Here is a 22,989-nt window from a genome sequence, read left to right on the forward strand (position 1 = left end):
TTGGAGTAAGGATTAGGCATGTTTTTCCCGCCTCCTATTGGACAGGTTCCTACGCATATAAAATAAAGGGGATCTCGATACAAATTAGAGATCCCCTTTATTTATTACCTCCTATGTTCGCAGCTAGCTGCGGATTTGGATAGATTGGCGACTTATAATAGGAAGAGCAAAGGCGCTTTTGTTATTGGAGGATCGCTTGGGTTGAGTGATGTTGTGATGAAGCAGGCGAATGATACGGGCGAATGATACGCTTTCCTTTAGTAAGTTGACGTTTCCGCATCAGTTGATGAGGCTGGTTTTGGTAGAGCAGGTTTATCGGGCGTTTCGGATTTTTAAGAATGAACCGTATCATAAGTGAAGTTGTCCTTTATTCGGTACACTACATTGCCTCAAATCCAAGAGATGGGATGTTGAAAGTCAGGATTCTCGTCGGGGAAGTTTTTATTTAATTCATATAATATTCCTGAGAAACTTATTTGTTTAAGTCTTATAATTCAAATAACTCCCCATCCCTTAGTGGGATAGTGACAAAAAAGCTGTTTGTAACTTTAAAGATAAACTCACCAGATTCTATTAGCATAAATTATGCTTAATTTATCATCTTTCATCGATTCCCACTTACGACCTAAGTGTATATAAAGGAAAAAAGGTATTACCTTTCCCGAGTAGAATAATAAATTATCAACGATAAAGTGTAGGGTAACTGGTTAAGGGCTTAAACCCTATCCAACATCGGCTGGAATAAATTTATGGTAAGTATAGTTCTTTGGAGGAATACTTAATTGGGAGGGAATTTAATTTTGAAAATATATTTAAAAGAATATTGCTCTATTGATAAATATTTATCTGGTTTTGCAATCGATAACCTAAATAAAAATTTATATTTATTCGCGGTTAATATTAAAGAGTATGAGAAAGAAAGCAAGGTAAATTACATAAAAAAGAATAGACTAGTTGGAATAAAGAAATCGCAGTATAAGGATTTATTAAAAAGTATAGAGAATAAATTTAAAAAAGAGAGATTAAGATTATTATTGAAAAATGTTGAGGGGGAAAATCGAAATACATATATTATTAAACTAAGTATAAATATTTATTCAATGATACAACTATTTTTTGAAATTGATGAGTTAAGCCAAAAAAAAGTTTTATTTGAATTAAATTTTAATGCACTTTTTACTTCTCAAAGTGAATTTACCCAAGCTTTGGGTGAATTAATTTTAAAGGGATTAACTAACCAAGATGGTTACGAAATTGAGATACTTAAAGGAAAAATCACTAATTTAGTAAAAGATGAGAGCACTTTGTTCATTAAGGTTATAAGGAAAAATTATGTGTTTGAAATACATAGATTCAAAAAAGATATACATAATGAAGGAGAAGGGTTTCCTCTCTTTAAAATCTTATCTTATGGTCGAAAATCCAAAGAACTTCTACCAAAACCCAATGCGAATTTTGGGGTAGATGCAGATGATCATGGTTCTAATATGGGATGGCACTTTCATTATAAAATTAAGAAAAAAGGTGCAAAGGATTTGGTAAGGTCCTTTTATCTATTGACGTTTGAACCTGATGCATCATTAAATATTATTGCTGAACCCCCACTTTATTGGGAGATTCATGGCGAGAATAAGTATGAGAGAATTACTCGTCCTAAGAGGTCTAATAGGATTAGTATTTATCAAAAATGTAATAATTTTCGAAAGAAAGTAAAGCAAGAAAACTTTAAAAGTATAAAGCAAGTTAATTATCAAATGTGGGATAAAAATCACCTTTTTACGGATAAATAACTATAATAAACCTACCCTGCCGTTCTCGCTTCACTATTTCCGTTCTATGTATCTCGCAGTATCTCAACTTGTAAGGTCGATGCCTTACAGAACGGGTTAATAGGGTCTGTACAATAGAACACCTCATATGCCAATAAAAAAGGACAGCTTATACGATTCGCAGCGCAACAGGGTGGAAAAACACAAAATAAAAAGCAGCTGATTGGCTGCTCGCATGTTTGGTTGCTCGCATGTTTGGCTTTATTCTTTTTTTTTTTTTGATTGTGATCTCACAGAGTCGTTCACTCGTTAAGTTAGGCAATGGAACAAACAGGCTGCTGAATGATGGCTATCATTCTTACAGACTGTTGTTCGCTTGGATTTTAGAGGGAAGCGAGATGCCATAGAGGGTTAGGATGCGTTCTTTACAGCCTTACAATCTATGAGCAGAACCTTTATGGCTCCCCAAAGCTTTTTCAACTTCAAACAGAATGGTAAGGCTGCATCTACCCTAAAAGACATTTTGGTAAAATCTTATATTATACTTTGTTCCATATAAACATAAATTGACTAGCCTCTGATTGAAGAGCTATCAACTTATCTGTAGGCTTAAGCCGTACAGACCGTGGTTATCGCTCTCTTTAGTGCTGAAGCGACACGTACAGATTGACAGAAAGCGTTCTTTACTTTCTGATCAGTCTGTAGTGCAGAAGCCAGGATTCATTCTACCCCTTTATTTCAGGTCGTGCTCTTATTTTTTTGCCTACATTTATTTATAATAACTCTTTAGTCGGGTATATCATTAGACTGCTATAATAGAGAGGAAATATTGCTAAAGGTAATGAATAATAGACACAATACAAAGAATTTATATGAAGATTCAATGGGGGATACAAAGTGATTACATCAGAAGAAATTAAAAGTAGATTATGGGACGGCGCTAACGAACTGCGTGGTTCAATGGACGCCAGCCGTTATAAAGATTACATGCTTGGATTAATGTTCTATAAGTTTTTGAGTGATAAAACTTTAGAAACATTTAAAGTGACCAGTGGATTAGAGAAGATGACTCAATCTGAACTGGTAGAGGAATATACAAAAGCACAAGCAGAATACGGAGAACAGCTAAATAAAATGATTCAAAATGTGCTCGGTTATTATGTTTCGCCTGAGTATCTCTATCAAACTTGGTTAAAAGATATCAATTCTGGAGATTTTGAAGTTCAAAAAGTAACGGATAGCTTGAATAACTTCGAACGTACGATTGCCGTGTCCGGTGATACGAATGACTTCAAAGGATTGTTCTCAAGTTCTACGCTGGATTTAACGGATACGGCATTAGGTAGTAACTTAAACGAACGCAGCAAAAATATTAAAGCATTAATTTTGTTATTTGCAGACTTGAACATGGTCGCATTACAAAAAGGCGATGTACTGGGTGACGCGTATGAGTATCTCATTGGTCAGTTTGCAATGGAGTCCGGGAAGAAAGCAGGGGAGTTCTATACCCCTCGACAAGTCAGTGAAGTTATGGCACAAATTGTAGCGAAAACGGCTGATATAAAATCAATCTATGACCCGACTGTCGGTTCTGGTTCGTTACTTTTAACGGTTAAAAAACATTTAGATGAAGATGTTCAAAAGGATTTAAGTTATTACGGACAGGAAAAAAATACAGCGACCTATAACTTAACTCGTATGAATTTATTGCTCCATGGTGTGCGTCCAGAAAAGATGACTATAAAGAATGGTGATACGCTTTCTCAAGACTGGCCAGAAGATCCAGAACGTCCAAATGAAGGCGTGCAGTTTGATGCGGTTGTTATGAACCCACCCTACTCTGCGAAGAACTGGAACAAAGCAGGGCTGAAGGTCAGTGATCCTCGTTTCGAAGTCGCTGGTGCATTGCCACCAGACTCCAAGGGAGATTTTGCTTTCCTCTTACATGGATTATTCCACTTAGGACAAAATGGAACAATGGCGATTGTATTGCCTCATGGTGTGCTCTTCCGAGGTTCCGCAGAAGGAGAGATTCGAGAGCGTTTACTTGAGAAAAATTACATAGATACCATTATCGGCTTGCCAAGTAGCTTATTTACCAATACAGGAATTCCTGTAGCCATAATAATATTGAAGAAAAATCGTGAAACTGGTGAGCCTGTACTTGTTATTGACGCTTCTCGTAGCTTTACTAAAGTAGGGAAACAAAATGTTCTACTAGAGAAAGATATTGCTAAAATTGTAGATACGTTCGTTGAACGTAGAGAAGAAAAGGGTTATAGCCAATTGGTAAAACGAGAGGATGTTCTCAAAAATCAATACAATATGAACATTCCCCGTTATATTGAAGCTATTGATGAAGAAATTCCGCAAGACGTCGATGCTCACCTACTTGGTGGGATTCCTCAAAAGAATATTGACGATTTGAAGGTTTTACAGTCTACAGTGCCAGATATTTTAGAACGATCTTTGAAGGAAATCCGTAACGGCTATGTTGAGCTATTGAAACCGGTTGAGGAAATTTCTCATAGGGTCTTGAACGATTCACGCGTTATTGAAAAATCAAAAGAAATCGAGGGAAAAGCAACATCCTTTATTAATAAATATTTCGATGCTTTACGAAATGTAGAAAATATCAGTAAATCATCCCAGTTAATGAATGACATGCTCGATGAAATAAAAGCGATTTTGTCAGCGTTCAACAATATTGATGTGTATGATGGCTATCAAATTGTCGCTGAAATCTGGAAGAATGCATTGTCCCATGATACGGAAATCATTGCATTAAGTGATTTTTATACAGCCGGACGCACACGTGAACCAAATATGGTAACGAAGGGAACTGGCAATAAAAAACGTGTCGAGCAAGACGGCTGGATCGGCAGTATCGTACCAAATGAGTTGATTGCTAAACATTTATACAGTGTTGAGCTAGAAGAAATTGAAACAAAGAAAACACGCATTCAAGAAATTGAAATTGAGCTATCTGATTTAGTTGAAGCTGCGAAAGTGGAGGACAGTGAAGAAGCCAATGCTTTAGGAGATATCTTAAATGAAGCCGGTGAAGCTTTTGATAACAAGTTGATCAAAACAGAGTTAAAAAAGGCGAGTAATGGAACAAGTGAATATAATTATCTAAAAAATGTTGAACAGTTACATGCAGATAAATCAACACTCAGTAAAGAAGTGAAAGCAGATGAAAAAGCACTAAAAGAAGCTGTACAAGAACGGATCTTAACTTTGACGAACGAAGAAATCGACAACTTGATGTATGAAAAGTGGTTTGGCAATACAGTGAAGGCTTTGGTCTGTTTAATAGAACTGCCGTTACAAAAGGAGTTAAATACGCTACAAATGTTGCACAATCGCTATGCTGATACTTTGTCAGCGATTGATGAAGAAAGTCGTGACTTGGAAAGTATGTTTGAATCTTTGATGAGTGAATTGGTGGCGGAATGATGAGTGAGAATGAAAAGTTATTACCAAAAAGACGATTTAAAGAGTTCAAAAATGCTGACGCTTGGGAACAGCGTAAGTTGGGAGATTTAGCAGAAGTTAGAACGGGAAAAGCATTTAGCAGTGCTGATTTCAATGATGATGGAGAATATTTAGTCGTCACAAACAAAAATATTCAGGATGAAGCAAACGGTATAACATCAGTAGGGGATAGGATCGATATTTCTGAAGCTACTATTCTAGATAATTATTTACTAAGTGGTGACAATATTCTTGTCACGATGGATGGCGTTAATATCGGGAAAACAGGTAGGTATAGTAACGAAAAAGCAGTTTTAGCACAACGAGTTGGACGACTTAACTCAGAGCAACTTGAATTTGTCTGCCAAATAACTATCAGCAATAAGTTTGTATCCGAGATGAATAAATTATCAGTGGGTAATGCAATTAAACACATTTCCTTGAAACAAATTTCGGATTATTCATTTTCGGCGCCTATAAGCGAAGAGGAACAAGAAAAAATCGGAACCTTCTTCAAACAACTCGACAAGACTATCGCCCTTCATCAACGCAAGTTGAATAAGACAAAAGCGTTAAAATCTGCTTATCTTTCGGAAATGTTTCCTGCTGAAGGGGAGTGCGAACCCAAACGGAGGTTTGCAGGATTTACTCAAGCTTGGGAACAATCTGAGTTTCAAAATATATTCTCACATATACAAAATAATGCTCTCTCTAGAGCTGATTTAAATTATGAGAATGGCTATGCTCTAAATCTTCATTATGGAGATATTTTAACTAAGTTTGGTGAATATCTAGATGTCTCAAAAAATAAATTACCTATGATATCTAATGAGCTAGTTGTAGCAAAATATAAATCTTCATTTTTAAAAAATGGTGATATAGTTATCGCTGACGCAGCAGAAGATGAAACTGTAGGAAAATGTTGTGAAATAGCAGGTTTAGGTGATGTAGATATGTTAGCAGGGTTGCATACGATTCCATGTAGACCAAACCGAAATTTTGCATCTGGATACCTTGGATATTATATGAATTCTTTTGCTTATCATGATCAATTATTACCATTAATACAAGGAACTAAAGTTAGTTCAATATCAAAATCTGCTCTTAAAACTACGAACATAAAATACCCTAAAGAAATTAATGAGCAGACTAAAATCGGTAATTTTTTCAATCAACTAGACCAGCTTATTACTTTACATGAGCGAAAGGTAAAAAAACTACAAAATCTAAAAAGAGCATATCTACATGAGATGTTTGTTTAGGGGGGAGATTAATCATGAGTAATGCACCAAAAAGTGCTTCTGAGAAATCGTTTCAAGAGAACTTTGTTAAGGAACTACAAAAATATAAATGGGAAGCGCCTGATTTCTTAGACGGCAATAAGCAGAAAGTTACCGTCGCTGACCTAGTTAAACACTGGCGCAGAGAACTCAACCGTATCAATGCTGACCAGCTTGAAGGTGTCGAATTGACGGATAATGAGTTCAATCAAGTCATGTCAAAAGTTAATCAAATCAGCAACAGCTATGAGGCCGCAAAAATATTAGCCATTGAAGAATCCAAAGGCAAGATTGACGGTGTTTACCGTGATGACAACCCCAATATCATGAGAAAACAAATCACTTTGACAATCTTTAAAAAAGCTGAAGTACGTGGTGGAGATTCAAGCTACCGGATTGCTAGAGAGGTAGAGACACCAAATAACAACCGTTTTGATATTGTCTTACTTATCAACGGCTTACCTCTCATCAATATTGAGCAAAAACGTACGGACAAAACGCTAGATGAAGCATATGGGCAATTTATGCGCTATTATCGTGACGGTGAGTACAGCCATAACTTTATGGCTTTTTCGCAGATGATGGTGATCACTTCTGAAATCGCTACTCGCTATTTCGCTACACCGAAAACAGCTGAAGACTTTAACCTTAGTTTTGTCTTCCATTGGGCAGATAAAGAAAACAATGTTGTGAATGCCTGGGAAAAAATTATCGGTCAATTTTTGATGATTCCTATGGCGCATCAAATGGTTGGAGATTACTTAGTCATTGACGAAGCACGTGAGGAAGAAAACAGAAGGCATATGCTCATGCGCCCTTATCAAGTACATGCTTTGCAGGCTGTAGAAGGCGCAGCATTCGGTTGGGATAATAAAGATAAATTGCCCCACGGTGGATTTGTATGGCACACGACAGGTTCAGGAAAAACGATTACGAGTTTTAAGACGGCTTTGTTTTTATCCACGAGAGCTGGATTTGATAAAGTTGTCTTTCTTGTTGATCGGCGTGAGCTTGACAACCGTACCAGTGAAAACTTTAAAGCGTACGCAGCATACGAATCTGTGTCTGTTGATGATACAAAACACACCTACCAGCTAAAGAAGAAACTGAAGTCTGCTCAAAATGGCATTGTGGTAACGACAACATTCAAACTGAATTCCCTAGTTAAAGAAATGGAAGAAGCTCATGATGCTAGTTTAGCAGATAAGAAAATTGTTTTTATTATCGATGAAGCCCACCGTACGACAATGGGTCAGATGATGGGAACCATAAAGAGCTATTTCAAGAAAAATGGTCTCTTCTATGGCTTTACAGGCACACCATTATTTGATGAAAATAAGATTAAAGGTAAAATAGACGAAAAAAGTGAAGTGATCAATACGACTGAAAAGCTATTTGGACCTAGTTTGCATCAATATACGATTGATGAAGCAATCGCAGATAAAAACGTATTAGGGTTCCATGTTGACTATATCAACACTGGTGAATTTAAAAGCTATGAAGATTTAAGAGAGCAACTTGTTGAGAAAATGAAAGAAGAACATCCTGATTTGGCTGATAGAGAAATTGAACGCCAAGTTCAAGAATTATCCGAAGCCGACTTAGAAAGACAAGCGAAAAAAAGAAAGTTGCTTACATATCATGACGAAACACATATTCCACGCGTTGTAGAAGAGGTTCTGAATAACTGGGAATCACAATCGCAAGGAAGGGAATTTAATGCGATTTTGACAGTTGCCTATAAAAATCGTGTCATATCTTATTATGACGAATTCAAAAAACAACTGCCAACGCGCGGGGAAAAATTAAATGTGGCTATGACGTTTAGTTTTGGTAATGAAAATGACCTTACACCACTAGACCCTAAAATTGTTAAAGATATGTTTAAGGACTACGCTGCATTTACAGGTATTTCGTTTGTTCCCGGGGATAAAAAACACGGCGAGGATGCTTACTTTGAAGACGTTGTGGAACGGGCTACTCGGGGTGGAAGTGGACGAAATTCTAAGAATATAGACCTCGTGATAGTAGCAGACCAGCTCTTGACAGGTTATGACTCAAAGCGTCTGAACACGCTTTACATTGATCGTTCACTTGAACTTCAAGGGTTAATTCAGGCCTACTCACGAACAAATCGTGTGTTTGGTCCAGCTAAAGAATTCGGTACGATCATTAACTTTCAGTACCCTCGAATTACTGAAGAAATAGTAAATCAAGCTTTAAAATTATATGGAAGTGGTGGCAAGAGTAGCAAAGCAATTGTAGAACCCTATGAGACATCCGTAAAGAAGTTTGCAATGAAAATTGTTGAATTAGTACCGACTTTACCTGACCCCACAGATTGGCAAACGATCGAACATGATGAGAAGAAAAAGGAAGCCTTCCTACTTGCTTTCAAAGATGCCGCTGAGCAGTTGAATTTGGTCGAGCAATACTACGAATTTAAGTGGGATGATAGTGCCTTTGGAATGGATGAGCATACGTGGTTGCAATATGTCGGTGCTTTTAAAAACTTAACCTGGAAGCCTGGCACTCCTCCTCTGCCGTCACCTGTCAATATTCTTGTCGGTAAAACAAAATTAGCAGGCACCCAAGTAATCGATGCGGATCATATTCTTAGTTTAATCGATTCAAAAATCACCTCATCAAATGGCGTGCAAACAGTAGATAGTGAAACACTCCGTATCATCTATCAACAGATTCAAGAATTAAGTAATATGGGAGATAATGAACAAGCCCAATTATTAAGGGAGTTTGTCGATACTGAGTTGGTACCAGGAAATTTATCCAGTGGTATGAATTTTGATGAGGCATTTGAAATATGGAAAGCAAATCAAATGCAAAAAGTAGTGAATGATTTCTCTTCGGAGTGGGGACTAGATAGCAAGCTGCTTGAAAAATCAGTTAGCTCATATTCCCCTTCACAGCCAGATACTGTACCATACATCAATGAGCTCATTAGTAGTATTGATTTTGATAAAGCAACCAATCAAACGGCTGGCAATAGGTTAAGACATATAATGACATTAACTGAAAAGCTTCCAAAGCTGATTGCTGAGATAAAGCATAAATATAATTAAGTGATGAAATTTTTGATACCGGGTCTTGAAAATTTCAACATAAGCCAGTCACTTTATTCGATAATTCGCACTCGCCATAAGTGATATTAAGTCCATCTTGCTCTAAAAACCCAGCTATCTTCATGAAAGATGTTCGAATTGCACCCCGCTTGTTACAGCAGATTAACAAGTTGAGGTGCATTTTTTGTGACAAAATTACATTTTCCACTGGCCACACCTTTTAATTACAGGCTATTAATTATACCCGGGGTCATAACTTAAAAGTATTAATGCCCTAATAAAATCGAGATGAAATTGGCATCGAAAATTATGTTCATAAATGTATTAAGAAAACAAATAATTATGTAATAAAATAGGAATTTGAATTCTGATTATACGATACCCATGAAGGCAAATCCAGAGCGACATTAATTAAGGATTATTGCAAAAGGATGTTGTAGTTTTATTAGCCATTGTACAAAGTTTGTACCTTTAAATGTACTATTTGTTGACTACCTCATTCTTTAAATGATATTCAGATTCTAATACGAGAGTAATTATTTTGTTAATTTTCTATGCTATTAGAAAACGTGGTGCATATTTATTGATTGATTGAGAATAAACTTTACATGGAGGATAAATATGAGAACAGAGTTAATATTAATACCTGATAAAGGAAATTTAATTAAAATAACTCTATTAACTTGTGAAGATGGAAATTTTTATGAAGTTTTTGGTTGTTTAAATGACATTAAAAAATATCATAGATCACCTAATAAAATAGAAGCAATTAACAAGGTTTATAGACTTATTTTAGAGTCTAAATAAATAGCTCAACTTATCAGGTTGATTCGGTCGGAAGGTAGTTATGGAATCAATGCTTGCTTCCATATATTTATGGACAGCAAATCCGTCAAATTCATGATAAATAACCATATCGTAATCCTGACCATGTAGAACGTTAGTAACACCAGATACTTATTTGTCACCGATAGCATTATACACTGTTTTACCTATAGAAGAACTAAAATAGTTATTGAATGGATTGCCAACGTTATCTAATCAATGAAAGGAAGGAAAAATTAATATGGATCTTATTGGTAAAGAAGTATAAGATTGTATTATCCAATAAGTTTTGGGGGTATACTGTGACTGATAGAATAGGTAAGATAATTAAATTTTTTGAATATATGAGACCAAATGTAAATATTAATGTTTATAGAAGCTCACAAGATCCAGAAGTAAGGTCACTATTATCTTTTTTTGGTGCAGAGGGCGCCGCAGCATTGAACCTTGATACAGGAGCAGTAGATATTTCAATTAATGACGATGTTTTTAGAAAAGCCATGATTTATGAAGAGTTAGGACATGCTTTGCAATATCATAGAGATGGACATGTTGAGGTTGGGTCTATCGATTATTTTAAGCGAGAGATTGAAGTATCAATGTGTTTAATAGAAAGGTCTTTTGAAGAAAGAATAAAATTATCTGCAGATGAAGTTAAGCAGACTGAAATAAATCTAAAAGCTTATCAGGAAAAACTTAGAAATCTGGGGGGATAGTAATGGATAACCGAATAGCAGGTTATGTTGACAATTCAATGAAAATATCCCCTGGTGAATATATAGTAACAGGTACTTGGATCAAATCCAAATTACTAAGTGGGCACGAGTATACTATTAACCAGTATAGAAATGAAATGCTAATTAGTTCTTGGAAGATCATCTCAGTTTTAAATTTTACAACTAATAATGGGTCAATAATTGGTTTGAAGCTTTCCTCAGAGAGTAAGGAAGCATTTTTAGAAATAGGGGATATTGTTGTCGATAAAGAACTAAATATAGAATTCTTTAACGTCAGAATGTCTCAAGAATATAATGGTAGAAGCTTAGTAGGACAAATAGAAAATACTAATACAAATGCAGTGATATACACTAGCCTCAGTGGTCTAATATTGGCTGCTGTTTCAGAATCCGATGGACATTCATTGCAAAGTAATATTAAAGTTAGAAGTCAAAATGGTTTATTTGGAGTCGAAGTTTTTGGAGGAAATATAAACGTTGACATAGAAAATCCTCTCGAGATAAGGGTTGATACAAATCCTAATATATTATTAAATGAACTGTTAAATACCTTGAATCCATTAAGGGCTTTCATAGTTGGTGTTAGCAAGGAATACAATAGTATAGATAAGGGACAAAAGCAACATTTATCAGAGCCAGCAGTATATTTGAAAACCGGAAGCATACGGATAATGCTATCTCCAAATAATGAAGGGCAGTTGAGCTTATTCGACACTTCACCAAGTCTACCTTATTTATTATTATATAAAGTATTAGCAACAGCAGAAACTGGAGACGTTCATTCCGTTGTGCAAATGATGAGTAGTAATTTGATTAATGCACGTAAGCATATGAATAACTTGTTATCTATGGTAAGACCCTACTATAAAAAAGGCACCATCGAAGTTTCTCTTCCTGGATATAAAAAACTTACATTAAATGAAGGGACTTTCCATACAATAAAAGATGCAATAAAACAAATATCTACAAGAGAAGTTGAAATAGCAGGAAAAATATACGCAATTGATACGATAAGAAGATGGTTTAAAATTATTGATATTGAAACAGATATTGATTGGAAGATAATTTATTCAAAGCAATATGAAGAACAATTCGACTTGAGCAGTATTGAAAATACTACCGTAAGTGTAAGTGCATCCACATATACTACACCAGATGCCAAAAAAGGTATTGCAGAATATATTAATATTAATCATAAATAAGGGAGCTGAATTTTTTTAGGATATTTTGATTTTAGTTCCGTTTATATTATAAAAATGAATTTACTCGATACCAAAAATTAATAGTGGTAATTTATGCTTATATTAAATAAATGTGATTAATAGAAAGGAGGGCAATTTCATGAATAAAAGTAATCTACTTATTAAGAGTTTCATTACTCAAAAATTAGAGACTTACAAAGATTTTATGCTCATTGATAAAATGCCAGAATTTCAATTAAAGATTGACGATACTAAAGTTTTTGCTTCACATAATTATGACGTTAAAAATGATAGGCATTTGTTAATTGTAGGACCAAATATTACGAAAATGGAAGGCATACTATTTCATGAGTTTACTCACATCTATGATGTTATGAAAATTTCAGCTAAAGATGCTAATAGCTATGCTAAAAATCGTGGTTTTACAGAATATCATGCTGCACAGATAGAATTACTAAAGTTGCTGAATGCAAAAAACATAGAGAATAAACTAACTTTTTCTTTAGAACAGTTTATTAGAACACCGTTTGGCGATATTACAGTCTTGGATTATATATTAAAATGTGTAGAAGAAGTTAGAGAAAGTCTTCTAAAAGGAATATATCCTGACAGCATTAAAAATCTTTCAAATATACTAGGAATAATATTTAACCATCTTGGAAGAATATCTATTTGCCAGTTATATGCCTATGACTACGAACATTATAAAGAAAAGCTTGAAGAATTAGATTTTGCACTTGCATTTTTTGGGGGGAATTCCTTAAAAATAGTATCTATTACAAAGGGATGCTTATCTGATAGAGATATAAAAGACTTGGGTGAATTATATTTTCAAATGATTATAGAACTTATGGAAAAATATAAAATAAAAATCTCCCCCTTAAAGAATTGAAGTAAGGTGGTGGGACAGTTTAATTCAATAAGACCTAGGCATAAAGGTACTGTTAAGGAAAAGTTTTTCGTATCGCGTTTTCAAAACAAGTGCTTTCAGGGAAATACCAATGAACTTTAATGGGGATTCTGAGAAATAGGTTGTCTTGAAGATTTGCAACCATTTGTAAAATCAACGTTAAATCAAGAAAAGATTTAGGAATATTGTAGTTGGAGGTACAATTCTACGTAAATTTTATGGTTTTGAAGTTATTTGTGATGTTTGGAGGAAAGGAGTGATTTAAAATGGTTCCAAAGAAAACCGTTTATTGGTGGACTGGTAAAGAAGAGTATGAATTTAAAGACGATCATAAAGGTGAATGTGAAGCCTGTGGTGGTGAAGCAAATTTAAACGAGGATAATGTTTGTGAAGATTGTTATATTATTTTTATGAATGAAGATGAAGATTTTTAAAAAATACTAGATAGAATAACTGTCCAAAATCGGAGGTTATTCTCGAAAGTAAATAGCCATTCTCCAATCGGAGAATGGCATTTCCATTAAGGAGCCTGAAGCACGGTGACGGTTCCTCTTCATTGCTTTTCTAATGAAAATTTCTAGATAAGACTCTTCCTCAAATATCATTTACCATTATTAATATTCACGCCGCTCCTCCGCAGCCACTTCCCCCTGACGAGGTGACAAATCCTGATAAACAACAGACCTATTTAACCGCTCTCTAAAATACCCATTCAATTCCGGATCCGTACAAAAAATAAAACACCCCTTCTGCCCTCTGGTCATAAGCGTACGGTATGTATTCCTTATGATTTGATCCGCTAGTGCCTGGGCTTTTGCTGGATCTTCTTTTGCCATTGTTTTAATTCCTTTAAGAGACTGGTCGGTTTTGGCGCGTTTTGTGTAGTCTGTCTTGACCTGGTTATCCTGATAGAGAAGATCTGGACCGATGATTACTCCGACGTAATCAAATTCAAGTCCTTGGGATGTATGGATACAGCCTGCTTCAGAGACAGAGTCCTGTTCGATTGCCCAGATGCTGTCGGAGAGGTTCCAGCTGATTTGAAAATGGTGCTCTGGGATTTGGATGTCTTTGTGGAGAGTGTTTGAGCGGCCATTTTTGGGCCATTCCCAGCAGTAGCCGGCAAGCATACGGGCTTTATTGTTTTTCTTATTTAACTCCTCTATTTCCCTCAGCATGTCATTCGGGTCATCGTACACTCTGAAGTCATAATCCACGCCTCTGTTATTGGCGTTGGCTGTTTTTCTGATTTGAAGTACATCATCCAGCCAGGCGATATACGCATCAGAACCGTCGCATCTGAATTGAGATGATAGTTTGCCCTGGGCAAATTCTGCATTTAATTCGTTCGCATATTTTTTAATCAAATCGATACTGCCGATGTCTTTCAAAGTCACTTTTTGGTTTTCGTCGATAAAGAACAGGGTAAATTTAGATGAATGAATGACTTCTTTGATTTGGTTTTCGCCTAGATTGCTGAATAGTCCTGACTTTTCATTCAAACGATGTGCTTCATCAATAATAAGTACATCAAATTCATTTTTTTCAGATTCATAGAAACTGCCGGATCCTTTGAATAGGTTATCAATCTGCGTTTTTTTCATCGTTCCTTTTAATTTGGAAGCATACACATTTCGGGGAGCAGAATTTTTTGAGACATATAAGGCAGTTAACCCCTCATTAATTAGATTTACAAGAAGGTTAACAGCCATTACGGATTTCCAGGTTCCAGGTCCTCCTTCGATTACCATTAAGGTCTTCTTATTGTTCTTTATACTCTAAAGCGCTAAGTAATTATAGAAGTGTTTTTTGGTGAACGCTTAAAATATCACAATACAAAAAAAGTCGCCAATATTAATTGACAACCGTTTTAATGCCTTTCAAGGTGATACGATGAGCAGTTTAAATCTGGAAAAATTTAATCATAAAAAAGTTTCATAGGAATCTTCTTGAATGTTACTAACTAATCCAGGATTAAATTGAATTACTAAATATAGACCCATCAATTATTTTGAGCAGCTCTAATGCACTTAGTCTAAACATATTTCCTCCGTCAGAAGTTTCGCCATCCCAGGTCAACACATATACTTCTGCATCAGATAAATATTCTTCCATATTCCTCACAAGTAATGCGTTATATTCCCCCATTAACTTTATTTTGCAAACCGCAATAGCATCTTTAGTTCTGATTTCATCTGTATCAAAATCATCTTTGTTTAATTTATTTACTAAGTTATTCATTAAGACCATTTCATCCAGAGAATTAACAGTTTCTCTAGGATCGTTAACGTCCCACTCAATTACTTCCATTTCACTATCTCCCTTAATCAAAATATATATCTTTATTACATAAGGATATATCGTCTGGAAAACAAAAAAATTTATGATTTGGGAATTATTCAATTGAATTTTTTCGCTTTTCCTCAAGTCCAATCCAAAATCTCCATCCGTTATTAGATTGGCCAGAACATAAATCCGCTGGTGTACTTGGGCTGGTAAATTCAACATCGTGTAATAATTGAGCTTCATTATCCCTTATTATTTCAGCTTGTTCTGAATCAATAAAATTTTGAAAGTGGCGCATATAGCGATCATAGAAGCGTCCCCCATCACTCCAGGATTTCGAAGAGGGAATAGGCTGTTTAATTATTGATCCTTTTTGCAAAATGAACTTTCCATCTTGTAAATAGATACTAGCCTTGTAAGGTACAGGAGCATGAAAATATTCGGTATGATTACTTACCTTTAGCCCAGTTGGTTGAAAGGATATACCCAGTGCTTCTAATAAAAATTCAATATGTTTGGCAAATGCTTTTAGTGTTGACCGGTTGAATACATTTAAGTTTGGTTCAACTTGGCGAAGATCACGATTTTCCAGGTTAAACTGCGTTTTTGCGAATTCCCGGATGAATTGATACTCCAAATAATCAATACTAAGTTTATCAAAACTATTATTGTCAGTGACGAACAGAATTCCAAACTTCCAGAACTCTTTTTCGCGTAAGTGTGATTTGATTCGTGTGATGCCATTAACCGATTGTCCTATATACACGCTAGGTTCTTCAAGATCCGAAAATAAAAAGTAAACAGCATAGTTATTTGCGTATTCTAAACTCTCGACCTTCTGCATCTGACTTTTAGTAAAGTAGAATCCTCGAATCTGACTAGTAGGATCTTGGATGACTTTTAAGGAAGATGCATTTGCAGAATCAGGAAAATACAACAGTACAGTGCTGTCTTTTTGGATAAGATATTCCTCCTTGGAAATATAATTCCTGGATGGTTTTTTAAGCAAAATATGATTGGTCTATTGGATGCATTGTTGATTCTTAAAATTGCTTAATGTCGATTGTCATAGAGGATCTGGCTTTGTACCATTATCCAAGTCTTTATTGTTTTCAGGTAAAAGAGATTCAATTAATATTTCTATCGCCGCCCATAACACTTTCTCTAATATTTCTTTAGTCAATTCAGCAGAGCTAATGTCCTTAACCCAATTGAATATTTTCAACAAAATATTATTCATTGTTTTTCCACCACTCTTTATCTAACATATTTTGAGCTATTTGAGCCATTTTTTTATATTTTTTGTTGTTTGCTACCTTTTTAAGCAACGAGATTTTTAGATTGATATTAGGAATTTCTGGATTTTCATTTATCTTATCTATTGTGTGATTTCGAAGTTCATCCACATCGAATGGATATTCACTTACTATTTTTTTTGTTAACTTAGCTGGAGATTTAGAATTATTAGACTTAATTAATACTCGTTTAACTGCTTTTTTTACTAAAGATTCTAAATAACTTTCAAACTCAGTAAGGTTTTTACGGTTTTTACTATTAATAGTACTAATAGTACTTAGTTCTTCTGGATTCTGTTTTTGCTTTACTTCATCATTTAAAGTTGGAGGTCGCATTTCCAATCACTCCTTTATTTAAGTATATAAATCTACTTCCCTATTAGATTATTGATAACCATGATTATTAAATCTGTCTTAACCCAAGTATTTGAAGCTAACTTCTATTTCTGATTCCTCTTATACTCCCCCCTTACTGGATTAAATCAGTACTTAACCAAAATCTAATCTCATTGTGAAAGAATGTATCGTGACATGTCAAAAAACTAGTTCTTTTTAACTACTTATCTGGTAAAATAAATTAGGTTTATATTAACTAAAAAGACAGAAGGTATAGATTATGAGAACCGCTATGAGTTTTTCAACTAAACAGCTTTTTAATAAGACAGAGCTGATTGTTTTCCAATAATAAAAAAGGAAAACAACTTCAATATAAATTAATGGAAATGGGAGTATTAGAAACTATGAGTTTACTAAGAGAGATTGGGAAATTTGCAGGGAAAGCAGCTGGGGTAGTAGTAGGGGGACCTATTCAAATTGTCGGTGAATTAACAGGGGTCGAGATAATTGAAGATATCGGAAAAGGTGTTAGGAAATCATCTGAATTCGCAGGTGATACCGTCGGACAAGTTGCTTCAGGAGCGGTTGATACTGTATCTGGGATTATTAACGATAACCCTAAACAGCTAGACAAGGGACTAGGAGATATGGGAGGTGCTGTTACTAGAACGGCAAAAGGCGTGATGGTAACAGCAAAGAATACGATCCATAATGGTGGAGAGGTAATCGGTGGCTTTATCGATGGTGATAGCGATAGGATAAAAGGTGGAGCATCCTCCATAGTAAAAACTGTGGCAATAGGAGCGTTAGCAGTTGGATTGGTAGATGTACTGGACGGGGTTAATGGGGTAGAAGCTGCTGAGAATGATTCTTCAGAAGCTAATTCAGATAACACAAATGCGCATAATGGAGAAAAGATAGAAACTACCAACGATCATTTAGCTGGATTGGATCATCCAGAAACTGGTGTTGCATTTTATGAAAAAACAATTGAGCTACCAAATGGTGAGGCTGTTATAGGTATATTTCCTGATTTTGATATTGAATATGGAGTGATTATTGATCAAAGTTTATATTTACAATCCGATTATGTTCAATTTAGTTATGCGAATCAGGAACTTTATGCTGCTGTTATGGAAGATCCTAACTTAGCCAAGGACTTAAGATTAAATGAAGAAGATGTACAACTTCTAAAAAATGGTGATACTCCAGAGGGATTCACTTGGCATCACAATGAAGAACCTGGAGTGTTACAACTAGTCGAGGAAGAACAACATACCAATACGGGACACACTGGTGGCCGAGAACTTTGGGGCGGTGGTAGTGAATATCGTTAATTGATATTTTTCGATTAAGAGAAAAGAAATTAATTTGGATTTTGTCGCATAGCTCATAAAACATTCCCTTATCTTAGTCCTGATCTTTTATATATATTTAATTTACCTTATCCAACATTACGGAGAACTTTATCATAAGTAATTAACTACACAAAAAATCAGCCATCCTCTAATAAGAGAATGGCTATTTCCATTAAGATACCTCCTGCCTAAAAGCTCCCTCCTCTTCAACATTTCCCATCCTCGCAAAGATATTAGCCAAAATAGAACCTGAAATATTATGCCAGACACTAAAGATTGCGCTTGGTACAGCTGCCAGCGGGGAGAAGTGGGCTGTTGCAAGCTGAGCACCTAACCCTGAGTTTTGCATGCCTACTTCGATGGAAGTGGTTTTGATACTAGACAGATCCATTCGCAGAAGCTTGGCTAAGGCGAATCCGAGTAGAAAGCCGAGTACATTATGCAGCACCACGACACCGAAAATGGCTAGTCCGGTCTGCGCGATCTGCTGCTGACTGTTGGCTACGACAGCTGCTACGATGGCTATGATTGCCACAGCTGAGACAAGTGGCAATACTTTCACGCTCGCTTGGGCTTGTCTGTTAAAGAATCTTTTCACCAGCAGTCCCAAAGCAATCGGGATGATGACGACATTCACGATCGAGATAAATAGAGAGACGGGGCTGACTTCAATCCATTCGCTCGCGAACAAAAGAATGAGTGCAGGTGTCACAATCGGTGCGAGTACAGTTGTTACGGCTGTAGCCGTTACAGATAAGGGAACATCCCCTTTGGCCAAGAAGGTCATGACGTTAGAAGACGTTCCGCCGGGACAGCAGCCTACAAGAATGACACCGACAGCTACTTCTGGAGACAATTGCAGCCCTTTTGCCAGAGCAAAGGCAAGCAGCGGCATGATCAAGAACTGTGCGGCTACGACTGTCAGTACCTCAAATGGACGTTTTACCACGCCTTTAAAATCGCTTGCTGACAGAGTCAGGCCCATACCAAACATAATAATTCCGAGCAGCGGGGTAATAAAAGGTACAATCCACGTAAATCCTGCAGGCAGCATAAAAGCGGCTGCCGCAAACAAAATGACCCAATACGCAAAGGTACTTGCCACAAACTGACTAAATCGTTCTAGCGTTCTCATCCCCCACTCTCATTTACTGTTTGCGAGATTGTATATCATACTTTAGTAAATTTAAATATTTAGATTTTTTAGATAAATATCTAAGGCCGAAAAATTTAGCATCTACCTTTCTCCTGATGCAGTGGAAACAGCTGTAGAAATAGCGAAGGAAAAAATATACTTATCCCCTTGAATTTGTAATATAGTGAACATAATCATGTTAGGGGGTATATTTTACTATGTTTAAAGTATTAATGAATTTTTTTCTGAAAATAATTTGGCCGGAGATTAAAAAGTTATTAAGTAAATATGGAAAAGAATTAGCTGATTTAATTTTTGCTATGGTTTTTAATTTTATTAAAAAATGGTTTGAGAACTTAGGAAAAGAAAAAGCAAAGCAAGCAGAAGAGGCTTATAAAAATGCAGAGAAATCAAGTGATTCAGATGAAAAGAAAAAGAGGCTGAGTTCTATAAAAGAGAAGCTGAGTCTTACGCTGTAAAAATGGAGGATTTGGAGCGGCAGTTTAATGACCTCAAACAATCGATTGAAAAGGATATACTGAATAAAACTAAAGACTTGAAAGCTAAAGATCTTTTTGAAACGAAAAAGGATAACTTTTCGTTTAACCCGTCCAGCAATATTTTAATGATAGAGGACCCTTCAAAAAAGTAAGGTCTTTTATAAAGATAGGTAATTTGTAATCATTAGATTATAAGAAAATGCTTATTTTGGAAGTCTATTCTGACAGCAGCTGTCATCCGTCAGCTTTTTAAAAGAAAAACCGGAACAGGTGGAGAAAAATGGACTTTTTTTCTCCGCCTGTTTCTTATCACAGATTTGAGAGGCACTCACTCAAAAAAGCCTCTATTTAGACCCCTAATGCCCCCGATTAGTCCAATTCTCTTATTCGATTTAATCTTCTTAATCCTTCAAATATCCTGCAAATTGCCGATATTATACAGGTAATAAACATGAATTCAAAATTTTATCCTACGGTGACTGCAATGAGCACAATAAAAAACATATTGACCTTTGGTGCGTATGGACGAATCGAAGAAGCAATGAAAAATTATAACAAGGTAAAAAATCAGTATGATTTAAAATTGCGTAAAATGAGATCAAAAAGCAGGGAATTGGATTCTGTTTTAGAAACAGTGGTACAGGTGAAAATTGAAGCAATAAAAGTTCTGAATACATGTAAGGATTTTTCAGCTGGCAGCATAGATGGCTCACCGTACAAGCTAAACAGATTTACATTACCAGAATCAAAACGGATAAACCAAACACTGGAAAATGGCCACCTGGCTTTAACAGCAGCAACCGGTGCAGCTATCGGAGGAACTGCTGGTGTTGGAAGTGCTTTGGCTATTTGGGGATTAGCCTCCACATTGGGAGCGGCTTCGACGGGTACAGCGATATCAACGCTATCAGGTGCCGCTGCAACGAACGCCACATTGGCTTTGCTCGGTGGCGGAGCCCTTTCAGCTGGCGGTGGCGGAATGATAGCAGGTACCGCTTTACTTGGTGGAATTGTAGCCATTCCGGCACTAATAGGACTTGGAGTTTTGAGTCATTTTAGTGCAAAAAAGAAAATGGCGGAAATCGAGTCTGCAATTCATAGAATGCAGAGGGCTATGTATAAAATGGATACAAACATTATTCGGTTTAAAGAAATCCGTAAGAAATCCAAAAAATTGATCCGATTAACCAAGAAAAAAACCAAAAGTTTAACATTTGAATTGGAAGTTGCCAACCGTTTAGTGAACGGAGAGATGAATAAGCTAACTGGCTTTTTCCATTCCATACGGATGATTCTTTTCAACAAAGATGTTTCAACATTAGCGAATGAGATTTCGGTATTAATTGATACACCGATTTTTGATGAAAATGTACGCTCGAATAAAAAGTCTAATAAGCGTAGTTTACCCTATAAATGGCTGGCTGTGCTCCCTATAGTAAGTGTATTTATAATTATGGCCGTTCCGGTCAGTAAAGAAACAATCACTAACATGGCAGATGAAATAAAGCACATAATCCATCCTTTTTATGAAAAACAGAACCTTAATGAAGATGAAATAAACCAGATAAATTTAGAAGAGAATCCTGAACACCATGTTGTAACGGTCATAGTCACAAAGGATTATGGTGCTTCTGAAATTTTAACAGTAGATCTGCGTTTTACTACAGGTGAAACGATGAATGAGGTTTTGAAGAGCAACAAAAATGAATTAGAGCTTGTAGTCAAAGATAATCGTATTTTCTCTATTAAGGGGGTCGAGAGGAATTCAAAAGGCAGTGACATGTGGATGGCTCAAATAACCGATATAAATGGTTTTCCTGTAGATTCAATCGAATCCGACTTAAATCATGGGGATGTTGTAGAACTGGATTTGCATTAAAAGGCTGTTCTCATAATTGAGCTTTTCGAAATGGATAGGAAGAAGGTATTAGGTGACTAGCAAATAAAAAAATCTGTAAGTAAGGGGAACAAGATGTCAGTATTATTTGGATTAATAGGTGCGTTACTTTGGATAGTAGGCGGTTTAGGCATTATTGTATTTGCTTTCTTAGCGTTCATTAATCGAAACCGGAGCAGTGCCTCCATGTTTGCAGGTGCAGGTGGCCTATCATTTATCTTATTAGTCATTGGTATAGCAGTAATGACTTTCAGTGAAGAAAACTATTGGGAACGTAACGAAATGTCAGAAAGTGAAAAACAAGACAACGAGGAAATTGAGAGGAATATACAAAGGAACATTCAATTAGAAGAGGAAGCTTTTCAAAACGAACTTGAAGAACAGGAGAAGGAGTTAGAAGAGGCGTATTTCACATCAGAAGAGGCAGTGGAAACGCCGCAACAGAATCATTCAGTAATTGATCCGCTTGAAGAAGAAAAGGTTTACAATTTGGTTGTGAATTATGGAAATGAAATGATTCAAGCCATTAATAATGGGGATTTTTATATGGTGGAGTCCTATTTACTGCCAGATAGTAATTTCTATCGATCACAGCGTGAGTTGGTAGATGATCTATACAGTCAGAATATTGTTGAGAACTTATATATGTTTAACATTGAATCGGTTCGTAAAACAGATATAAATCGGTTTGAAGTGGAAACCTATGAAGAAATAGGGATCGAGAAAGAAGGAAAAGAAGAAATTAAAGAATTCCAATGGGTATATACAGTCAATTATGTAAATGGAGAATATTTGCTGAGTGATATAAGAGGCAGATGAAATAGTAGACATATACAATAAACCTCTGCCAAACAACAAAAATCCCCCCCAAAAGTAACACCACATGTAAAAAATTGCTATAA

General features: G+C 35.8%; 19 protein-coding genes and 1 pseudogene. 14 read left to right on the top strand and 6 right to left on the bottom strand.

Translation table 11 applies throughout. From position 1 onward, the window contains the following. Nucleotides 1-120 precede the first annotated feature (120 nt). From ACQCVE_RS04480 to ACQCVE_RS04525, 10 genes and pseudogenes are all read left to right on the top strand, one after another. Nucleotides 121-358 (top strand): annotated as a pseudogene (locus tag ACQCVE_RS04480) (23S rRNA (pseudouridine(1915)-N(3))-methyltransferase RlmH); the annotation flags it as partial. A gap of 424 nt (nucleotides 359-782) precedes the next feature. Further along, nucleotides 783-1,790, top strand: a complete 1,008-nt coding sequence (locus tag ACQCVE_RS04485; protein WP_426861797.1) for a hypothetical protein — start codon at nucleotides 783-785, stop codon at nucleotides 1,788-1,790. A gap of 876 nt (nucleotides 1,791-2,666) precedes the next feature. Then, complete coding sequence (locus ACQCVE_RS04490; RefSeq protein WP_426861799.1) at nucleotides 2,667-5,228, top strand: type I restriction-modification system subunit M; 2,562 nt, start codon at nucleotides 2,667-2,669, stop codon at nucleotides 5,226-5,228. Then, on the top strand, nucleotides 5,228-6,508 hold the full coding sequence (locus tag ACQCVE_RS04495) for a restriction endonuclease subunit S (RefSeq protein ID WP_426861801.1): 1,281 nt from the start codon (nucleotides 5,228-5,230) through the stop codon (nucleotides 6,506-6,508). Before ACQCVE_RS04490 ends, ACQCVE_RS04495 begins: the two co-directional genes overlap by 1 nt. A 14-nt stretch (nucleotides 6,509-6,522) precedes the next feature. Then, on the top strand, nucleotides 6,523-9,606 hold the full coding sequence (locus tag ACQCVE_RS04500; protein ID WP_426861802.1) for a type I restriction endonuclease subunit R, EcoR124 family: 3,084 nt from the start codon (nucleotides 6,523-6,525) through the stop codon (nucleotides 9,604-9,606). 621 nt (nucleotides 9,607-10,227) lie between these two features. Next, a complete protein-coding gene (locus ACQCVE_RS04505; RefSeq protein WP_426861804.1) occupies nucleotides 10,228-10,413 on the top strand; it encodes a hypothetical protein in 186 nt (61 codons plus the stop codon). 320 nt (nucleotides 10,414-10,733) lie between these two features. Beyond that, entirely contained in the window at nucleotides 10,734-11,147 is a 414-nt protein-coding gene (locus ACQCVE_RS04510; protein WP_426861806.1) for a hypothetical protein, read from the top strand. A gap of 2 nt (nucleotides 11,148-11,149) precedes the next feature. Continuing rightward, nucleotides 11,150-12,370, top strand: coding sequence for a hypothetical protein (locus tag ACQCVE_RS04515; protein ID WP_426861807.1), 1,221 nt, complete (start codon nucleotides 11,150-11,152; stop codon nucleotides 12,368-12,370). Nucleotides 12,371-12,509: 139 nt separating this feature from the next. Continuing rightward, on the top strand, nucleotides 12,510-13,262 hold the full coding sequence (locus tag ACQCVE_RS04520) for a hypothetical protein (protein WP_426861808.1): 753 nt from the start codon (nucleotides 12,510-12,512) through the stop codon (nucleotides 13,260-13,262). A 284-nt stretch (nucleotides 13,263-13,546) separates the two neighbouring features. Continuing rightward, entirely contained in the window at nucleotides 13,547-13,714 is a 168-nt protein-coding gene (locus ACQCVE_RS04525) for a hypothetical protein (RefSeq protein WP_426861810.1), read from the top strand. A gap of 180 nt (nucleotides 13,715-13,894) precedes the next feature. On the opposite strand, the gene ACQCVE_RS04530 is transcribed toward ACQCVE_RS04525, so the two are convergent. From ACQCVE_RS04530 to ACQCVE_RS04550, 5 genes are all read right to left on the bottom strand, one after another. Further along, a complete protein-coding gene (locus ACQCVE_RS04530; RefSeq protein WP_426861811.1) occupies nucleotides 13,895-15,031 on the bottom strand; it encodes a DUF2075 domain-containing protein in 1,137 nt (378 codons plus the stop codon). Between the two features lie 223 nt (nucleotides 15,032-15,254). Further along, a complete protein-coding gene (locus tag ACQCVE_RS04535; protein WP_426861812.1) occupies nucleotides 15,255-15,590 on the bottom strand; it encodes a hypothetical protein in 336 nt (111 codons plus the stop codon). Between the two features lie 85 nt (nucleotides 15,591-15,675). Beyond that, nucleotides 15,676-16,575, bottom strand: a complete 900-nt coding sequence (locus ACQCVE_RS04540) for a GIY-YIG nuclease family protein (RefSeq protein WP_426861814.1) — start codon at nucleotides 16,573-16,575, stop codon at nucleotides 15,676-15,678. A 57-nt stretch (nucleotides 16,576-16,632) separates the two neighbouring features. Further along, nucleotides 16,633-16,806 carry a hypothetical protein gene (locus tag ACQCVE_RS04545; protein WP_426861815.1) on the bottom strand — a complete coding sequence of 58 codons (174 nt, stop codon included), beginning with the start codon at nucleotides 16,804-16,806 and terminating at the stop codon, nucleotides 16,633-16,635. Next, complete coding sequence (locus ACQCVE_RS04550; RefSeq protein ID WP_426861816.1) at nucleotides 16,799-17,197, bottom strand: hypothetical protein; 399 nt, start codon at nucleotides 17,195-17,197, stop codon at nucleotides 16,799-16,801. The genes ACQCVE_RS04545 and ACQCVE_RS04550 overlap by 8 nt, the downstream gene beginning before the upstream one ends. Nucleotides 17,198-17,532: 335 nt before the next feature. Between ACQCVE_RS04550 and ACQCVE_RS04555 the strand changes: the two genes are divergently transcribed. After that, complete coding sequence (locus ACQCVE_RS04555; protein WP_426861818.1) at nucleotides 17,533-18,534, top strand: HNH endonuclease; 1,002 nt, start codon at nucleotides 17,533-17,535, stop codon at nucleotides 18,532-18,534. A gap of 193 nt (nucleotides 18,535-18,727) precedes the next feature. Here the strand turns inward: ACQCVE_RS04555 and ACQCVE_RS04560 are convergent, their stop codons facing one another. Next, entirely contained in the window at nucleotides 18,728-19,690 is a 963-nt protein-coding gene (locus tag ACQCVE_RS04560; protein ID WP_426861820.1) for a bile acid:sodium symporter family protein, read from the bottom strand. A gap of 218 nt (nucleotides 19,691-19,908) precedes the next feature. Here ACQCVE_RS04560 and ACQCVE_RS04565 point away from each other — a divergent pair, with 218 nt between their 5' ends. The 3 genes from ACQCVE_RS04565 (at nucleotide 19,909) to ACQCVE_RS04575 (ending at nucleotide 22,906) form a co-directional block, all read left to right on the top strand. Continuing rightward, a complete protein-coding gene (locus ACQCVE_RS04565; protein ID WP_426861822.1) occupies nucleotides 19,909-20,169 on the top strand; it encodes a hypothetical protein in 261 nt (86 codons plus the stop codon). Nucleotides 20,170-20,641: 472 nt separating this feature from the next. After that, complete coding sequence (locus ACQCVE_RS04570; RefSeq protein ID WP_426861823.1) at nucleotides 20,642-22,069, top strand: hypothetical protein; 1,428 nt, start codon at nucleotides 20,642-20,644, stop codon at nucleotides 22,067-22,069. Between the two features lie 93 nt (nucleotides 22,070-22,162). Further along, entirely contained in the window at nucleotides 22,163-22,906 is a 744-nt protein-coding gene (locus tag ACQCVE_RS04575) for a TcaA NTF2-like domain-containing protein (protein ID WP_426861825.1), read from the top strand. The last annotated feature ends 83 nt before the right edge of the window (nucleotides 22,907-22,989 follow it).

Source organism: Metabacillus sp. 113a, assembly GCF_050107635.1.
Lineage (GTDB): Bacteria > Bacillota > Bacilli > Bacillales > Bacillaceae > Metabacillus_B.